Genomic DNA, 5,776 nt, shown 5'->3' with positions numbered 1-5,776 from the left:
GCGTCACAAATCTGCGCCGCACCACACGCCCAAGAGCGGACGCAGAGCTTCAGGAACCGCATACCCATGCGGAGCACGGGCGCGAGGGTGGTCTGCTGGCGACAAAGCAAAGGGCTACGCATCGCGCTGCAGGTCGGGCGGGATCTTGATGTCACCCAGTGGGTCTGGGCGCTTGCCTTGACCGGCGCGGAATTGGCGGATCTGGTAGACATAGGCCAGCACCTGGGCCACGGCCAGATAGAGCCCGGCAGGGATTTCCTGGTCCAGCTCGGTGCTGTAGTAGATGGAGCGGGCCAACGCCGCAGATTCCAGAATCAGTATCTGGTTATGCGCGCCGATTTCGCGAATCTTCAGCGCCACCAGGTCCGTACCCTTGGCCAGCAACATCGGCGCCCCGCCCTGCTCGGGATCGTATTTCAAGGCTACGGCAAAGTGCGTCGGGTTGGTAATAATGACATCCGCTTCCGGAATCGACGCCATCATCCGCCGCTGGGACATTTCGCGCTGCAACTGGCGAATACGCTGTTTAACCTCGGGGCTGCCCTCGCTGTTCTTATGCTCGTCGCGCACTTCCTGCTTGGTCATCAGCAACTTCTTGTGCGCCTCATACAGTACAAAGGGCACGTCGGCAGCAGCAATGAATATCAGACCACAGGCCATCCAGAAGCTGCTCCAGCCGACCACCAGCAGGCTGTGTATCATCGCCTGTTCCAATGGCTCATGAGCGATGGCCACCAGATCATTGCGCTCGTTGCTCAAGACCACCAGCGCAACGGCGAGGATGATCAAAAACTTGCCGAAGGATTTGAGCAGCTCGACCAGCGCATGCGGTGAAAACATGCGTTTGAGCCCTGCCGCCGGGTTCATCCGGCTGAATTTGGGCATCAGCGATTTGGTTGCGAACAACCAGCCGCCGAGCATGATCGGCCCCACCAGCGCCGCCACCAGCATGGCGATCAGAAACGGCAGCATCACGACCAGCGCGTGCAGGCCGGAGCTGAGCAACGCCTTGCCCATGTATGACTGATCCATGAGCGTTTCGCGGCTGATCGTAAAATTGTCGCGCATCAGCTCGGACATCATCTGCGCAATGCCTGAGCCGAACATCAGCAACCCGCCCGCCCCCATCAGCATGACCACCAGCGTGGTCAGTTCCTTGGAGCGCGCAATCTGCCCATCCGCTCTGGAGTCCTTGACCTTTTTTTCCGTGGGGTCTTCTGTCTTGTCCTGGCCATTCTCGTTTTCTGCCATCTCAACGAGCCCTCACCATGTCGCGCAACGATTGCAGTGCCTGACTGGCAATCGGCTGATACTGATTGAGAATATCGCCCATGCTCATCCACAGGATGACCATGCCCAGCACGAGAGTCAGCGGGAAACCGATCGAGAAGATGTTGAGTTGCGGCGCTGCACGGGTCATGACGCCAAAAGCGATGTTGATGATCAACAACGCAGTAATAGCAGGTAACACCAGCCTGAGTCCGGAACTCAACGCCCAGCCTAGCCCGTTCGCCAGCTCCCAGAAATTATTGACCAGCAGACCACCACCCACCGGCATCGTGGTGAAGCTTTCGACAAGCACTTCCAACACCACCAGATGGCCGTTCATGGACAAGAACAATAGCGTGACCAGCATGGTGAAAAACTGGCCGATAACAGCCGAAGATACGCCGTTGGTAGGGTCGACCATCGAGGCAAAGCCCATGCCCATCTGCGTCGAGATGATCTGCCCGGCGATCACGAAGATATGGAAAAACATCTGCAGGGACAGCCCCATGCCGGCACCGATGATGATCTGCTCGCCGATCAGCAACAGCCCACTGAGGTCAAGCGCCTGAACCGGCGGCATGGCTGGCAGCGCTGGAGCGACCACCACAGTGATGGCAAATGCGAGGTAAAGACGCACGCGTCGGGGAACCAGCGTGGTGCCGATCACCGGCATGGTCATCAGCAACGCGACGATACGAAACATCGGCAGCATGAAGCTCGCTACCCAGGTACTGATCTGGATATCGGTCAGCGCAAGCATCGGCTGCATGCGGCGCTAGCCGATCAGCGTCGGAATACTGGTGTACAACGACAGCATGTATTCCATGAAAATTTTCAGCAGCCAGGGGCCGATGACAATCAGCGTCACGAGCATGACCAACAGGCGTGGCAGGAAGCTCAGGGTCTGTTCGTTGATCTGCGTGGCCGCCTGAAACATCGCCACCAGCAGACCGCACAACAGGCTCGGCACCACAAGAATCGCGACCAGCACGGTGGTCAGCCACAGCGCCTCGCGAAACAGATCGACAGCTACTTCCGGCGTCATCGGGCAGACTCCTCAGTGAAACGGCTCATACGCCACCAAAACTGCCAGCCAGGGTGCCGACGATCAGCGCCCAGCCATCCACCAGCACGAACAGCATGATCTTGAACGGCAGCGAAATGATCAGCGGCGACAGCATCATCATACCCATCGCCATCAGCACACTGGCCACCACCAGATCGATGATCAGAAACGGAATGAAGATCATGAAGCCGATCTGAAACGCCGTCTTGAGCTCCGAAATCACGAACGCTGGAACCAGAATGGTCAGCGGCGCGGCATCCGGGGTGGGGATGTCGGTACGCTTGGACAGGCGCATGAACAGCTCAAGGTCACTGGTACGGGTTTGCGCCAGCATGAAATCCTTGATCGGCACCTGCGCCTTGGCGACTGCATCCTGTGCAGTGAGCTTTTCAGCCAGGTAAGGCTGCAGCGCATCCTGATTCACACGGTCGAAAACCGGCGCCATGATGAACATGGTCAGAAACAGAGCCATGCCCGTCAGGATCTGGTTGGAAGGTGTCTGCTGCAAACCGAGGGCCTGACGCAGAATCGAGAAGACGATGATGATCCGGGTGAAACTGGTCATCAGCATGACAAACGCCGGAATGAAGCTCAGCGCAGTCATGATCAGCAGGATCTGCAGACTGACCGAATACTCCTGCTGACCATCCGCACCATTGGACAGCGTGATCGCCGGTATCGATAGCGGATCGGCTGCCAGTACAGCAGGCGTCACCATGACCAGCAACAGCAGTATCACGAAACGCAGCGCGCCCATCACTTCTTGTCCTTATCCTTGCCCATCAGCTCCATCAGCTCCATCAGCTCCATCAGGCGCTGAGCGAATTCAGGGGTCGCCTGCTCACGCACTGGCACCTGTACCGGTTCCTTGAGCACATGCAGGGGCGTGATCCGCCCTGGCGTGATACCCAGCAAGATCTGTTCACTGCCGATCTGCACCAGCACCAACCGATCACGCGGACCGAGCGCGCGCGAACTCACCAATTCGATGACCTGACCATTGTTCGGCCCCACGCGCTGCACGCGGCGCATCAGCCATGCGAGCACGAAAATCAGACCGATCACCAGTATCAGACCGAACAGCAACTGCACCAACTGCCCGCCCATACCGCCGGATACCGTATTGGCTACCTGCGCAGGTGCGGCCTGAGCAGCGGGCTCGGCAGCCCAGGCCAGCGACGGCAGGGTTAGCAGAACACTTAGCCAGCGCCTCATTTAGCGCAGCTTCTTGATGCGTTCGCTCGGGCTGATCACGTCGGTCAGACGGATGCCGAACTTCTCGTTGACCACCACCACCTCGCCATGCGCGATGAGCGTGCCGTTGACCAGCACATCCAGCGGTTCGCCAGCCAGGCGATCCAGCTCGATCACCGAGCCCTGGTTGAGCTGCAACAAGTTACGAATATTGATATCGGTGCTGCCCACTTCCATGGAGATCGACACCGGAATGTCGAGAATCACATCCAGGTTGGGACCGTCCAGAGAAACCGGACCCGTGCTTTTCGGCACGCTGCCGAACTCTTCCATGGTCATCCGGCTACCCGAATTCCCCGCATCCGCCGCCAGCAACGCATCGATATCAGCCTGACTGTCGCCAGCTTCGCCCAATGCAGCAGCCCACTCGTCGGCCAACGCCTGATCTTCAGCAGACGTCATATCGTTTTCATCAGCCATCAGTTGTCCTCTGCACGCAGTATTTCAGTTACGCAACAATTTCCGACGTTGACCAGACAGGTCAGCGTCGCGCTATGGGTTCGATTACTTGCAGGGCCATCTTGCCCTTGTGCGAGCCAAGCTTGACCTTGAATGACGGTACGCCATTGGCACGCATGACCAGCGACTCGCTCAGTTCCACCGGGATAACGTCACCAGGACGCATGTGCAGGATGTCCCGCAACGGCAACTGGCGCTGAGCGATGGTCGTGGTGAGCGGCACATTGACATCAAGAACGTCTTCCTTGAGCGCGTTGATCCAGCGCTCATCCTGATCGTCCAGATCCGACTGAAAACCGGCATCGAGCATTTCGCGGATCGGCTCGATCATCGAGTACGGCATGGTCACGTGCAGATCGCCGCCACCGCCATCCAGTTCGATATGGAAAGTGGAAATCACCACGGCCTCGCTCGGCCCGACGATGTTGGCCATGGCCGGGTTCACTTCCGAGTTGATGTACTCGAAGTTCACTTCCATAATGGCCTGCCAGGCTTCCTTGAGGTCGATGAACGCCTGATCCAGCACCATGCGCACGACGCGAAGTTCGGTCGGCGTGAACTCACGGCCTTCGATCTTGGCGTGACGGCCATCGCCACCGAAAAAGTTGTCCACCAGCTTGAACACCAGCTTGGCATCAAGGATGAACAGCGCAGTACCACGCAGCGGCTTGATCTTGGCCAGGTTGAGGCTGGTCGGCACGTACAGCGAATGCACGTACTCGCCGAACTTCATGACCTGAACGCCACCCACCGCCACGTCCGCCGAGCGGCGCAGCAGGTTGAACATGCTGATACGCGTGTAGCGGGCGAATCGCTCGTTGATCATTTCCAGCGTCGGCATGCGCCCGCGGACAATCCGGTCCTGACTGGTCAGGTCGTAGCTTTTGACGCTGCCAGGCTCGCTGACGGTGTCGGTCTGGACCATCCCGTCGTCGACGCCATGCAGCAGCGCGTCGATCTCATCCTGGGAGAGCAGGTCTTGCACGGCCATGTGAGAGTCCTACTGCAATACGAAGTTAGTGAAGAGCAGCTGTTCAATCACAGTCTTGCCGAGTTCTTTCTGTGCCACTTCCTGAATGCTCGCGGTCGCTTTCTGACGCAGCATTTCCTGGCCGATCGGCGAGGCCAGCGACTCAAAGGGTATAGCAGCAAACAGCATGACCAGGTTGTTGCGGATCAGCGGCATATGCGCCTTCAGCGCTTCCATGTCGGCGGCATTGCGCGCCAGCATGGTGATACTGACCTGCATATAGCGCTGGCGACCATTGGAGTTGAAGTTGACCACGAAGGCCGGGGTCATGGGTTCGAACACCGCCACTGGCTTGACGTTAGCTGCGGCAGCGGCAGCAGCCGGGTCTGGTGTGCTTTCGCTCTTGTGCATGAGGAACCAGGTCGCGCCCACCGACAAACCTACCGCCAGCAGCAACGCCACAACGGCGAGGATGATGAGCTTGAGTTTGCCTTTGGTTGCCGGGTCTTTAACTTCTTCGCTCTTCGCCATGCCAATAATCCGTCACTATTCAAGAGGTTCTTCAATACGTGACAGAGGCATAGCAAGTGTTATGCCAGAGTTGTACGAGATGGAGATGTATTGGACACAACCGGTTACGCGGTTGGGCGCGGAGGGATGGTGATGCTTGTGTCAGTGCCGAATCAGCCCGACCCGGGAGCTGATGACTATCGTCCCCACGCTCCGCGTGGGAATGCCGTTCGTGACGCTCTGCGTCA

At 58.3% G+C, this 5,776-nt stretch carries 8 protein-coding genes; all 8 read right to left on the bottom strand.

The window, feature by feature from the left end; translation table 11 throughout:
- Positions 1-114: 114 nt before the first annotated feature.
- The 8 genes from flhB to fliL all read right to left on the bottom strand — a co-directional run bounded on the left by flhB (position 115) and on the right by fliL (position 5,549).
- Positions 115-1,251 (bottom strand): flagellar biosynthesis protein FlhB, encoded by a 1,137-nt coding sequence (gene flhB / locus ALO64_RS06770; protein WP_002554275.1) that lies wholly within the window; start codon positions 1,249-1,251, stop codon positions 115-117.
- A 1-nt stretch (position 1,252) separates the two neighbouring features.
- On the bottom strand, positions 1,253-2,038 hold the full coding sequence (gene fliR, locus ALO64_RS06765; RefSeq protein WP_002554276.1) for a flagellar biosynthetic protein FliR: 786 nt from the start codon (positions 2,036-2,038) through the stop codon (positions 1,253-1,255).
- A gap of 6 nt (positions 2,039-2,044) precedes the next feature.
- Entirely contained in the window at positions 2,045-2,314 is a 270-nt protein-coding gene (locus ALO64_RS06760) for a flagellar biosynthetic protein FliQ (protein ID WP_002554277.1), read from the bottom strand.
- Between the two features lie 25 nt (positions 2,315-2,339).
- Positions 2,340-3,092 (bottom strand): flagellar type III secretion system pore protein FliP, encoded by a 753-nt coding sequence (fliP, locus tag ALO64_RS06755; RefSeq protein WP_002554278.1) that lies wholly within the window; start codon positions 3,090-3,092, stop codon positions 2,340-2,342.
- Positions 3,092-3,550 (bottom strand): flagellar biosynthetic protein FliO, encoded by a 459-nt coding sequence (fliO, locus tag ALO64_RS06750; RefSeq protein ID WP_044343428.1) that lies wholly within the window; start codon positions 3,548-3,550, stop codon positions 3,092-3,094. The genes fliP and fliO overlap by 1 nt, the downstream gene beginning before the upstream one ends.
- On the bottom strand, positions 3,551-4,009 hold the full coding sequence (gene fliN / locus ALO64_RS06745; RefSeq protein WP_002554280.1) for a flagellar motor switch protein FliN: 459 nt from the start codon (positions 4,007-4,009) through the stop codon (positions 3,551-3,553).
- A gap of 61 nt (positions 4,010-4,070) precedes the next feature.
- The gene (gene fliM, locus ALO64_RS06740) at positions 4,071-5,039 is read right to left on the bottom strand and encodes a flagellar motor switch protein FliM (RefSeq protein ID WP_002554281.1); all 969 of its coding nucleotides are present in this window, start codon (positions 5,037-5,039) and stop codon (positions 4,071-4,073) included.
- 9 nt (positions 5,040-5,048) lie between these two features.
- Complete coding sequence (gene fliL, locus ALO64_RS06735; protein ID WP_002554282.1) at positions 5,049-5,549, bottom strand: flagellar basal body-associated protein FliL; 501 nt, start codon at positions 5,547-5,549, stop codon at positions 5,049-5,051.
- Between the last annotated feature and the right edge of the window lie 227 nt (positions 5,550-5,776).

Source organism: Pseudomonas meliae, assembly GCF_001400515.1.
In the GTDB taxonomy this organism is placed as follows: domain Bacteria; phylum Pseudomonadota; class Gammaproteobacteria; order Pseudomonadales; family Pseudomonadaceae; genus Aquipseudomonas; species Aquipseudomonas amygdali.
Note: the sequence above shows the minus strand (reverse complement) of the source record. Positions and strands in the feature narration are given on the sequence as shown.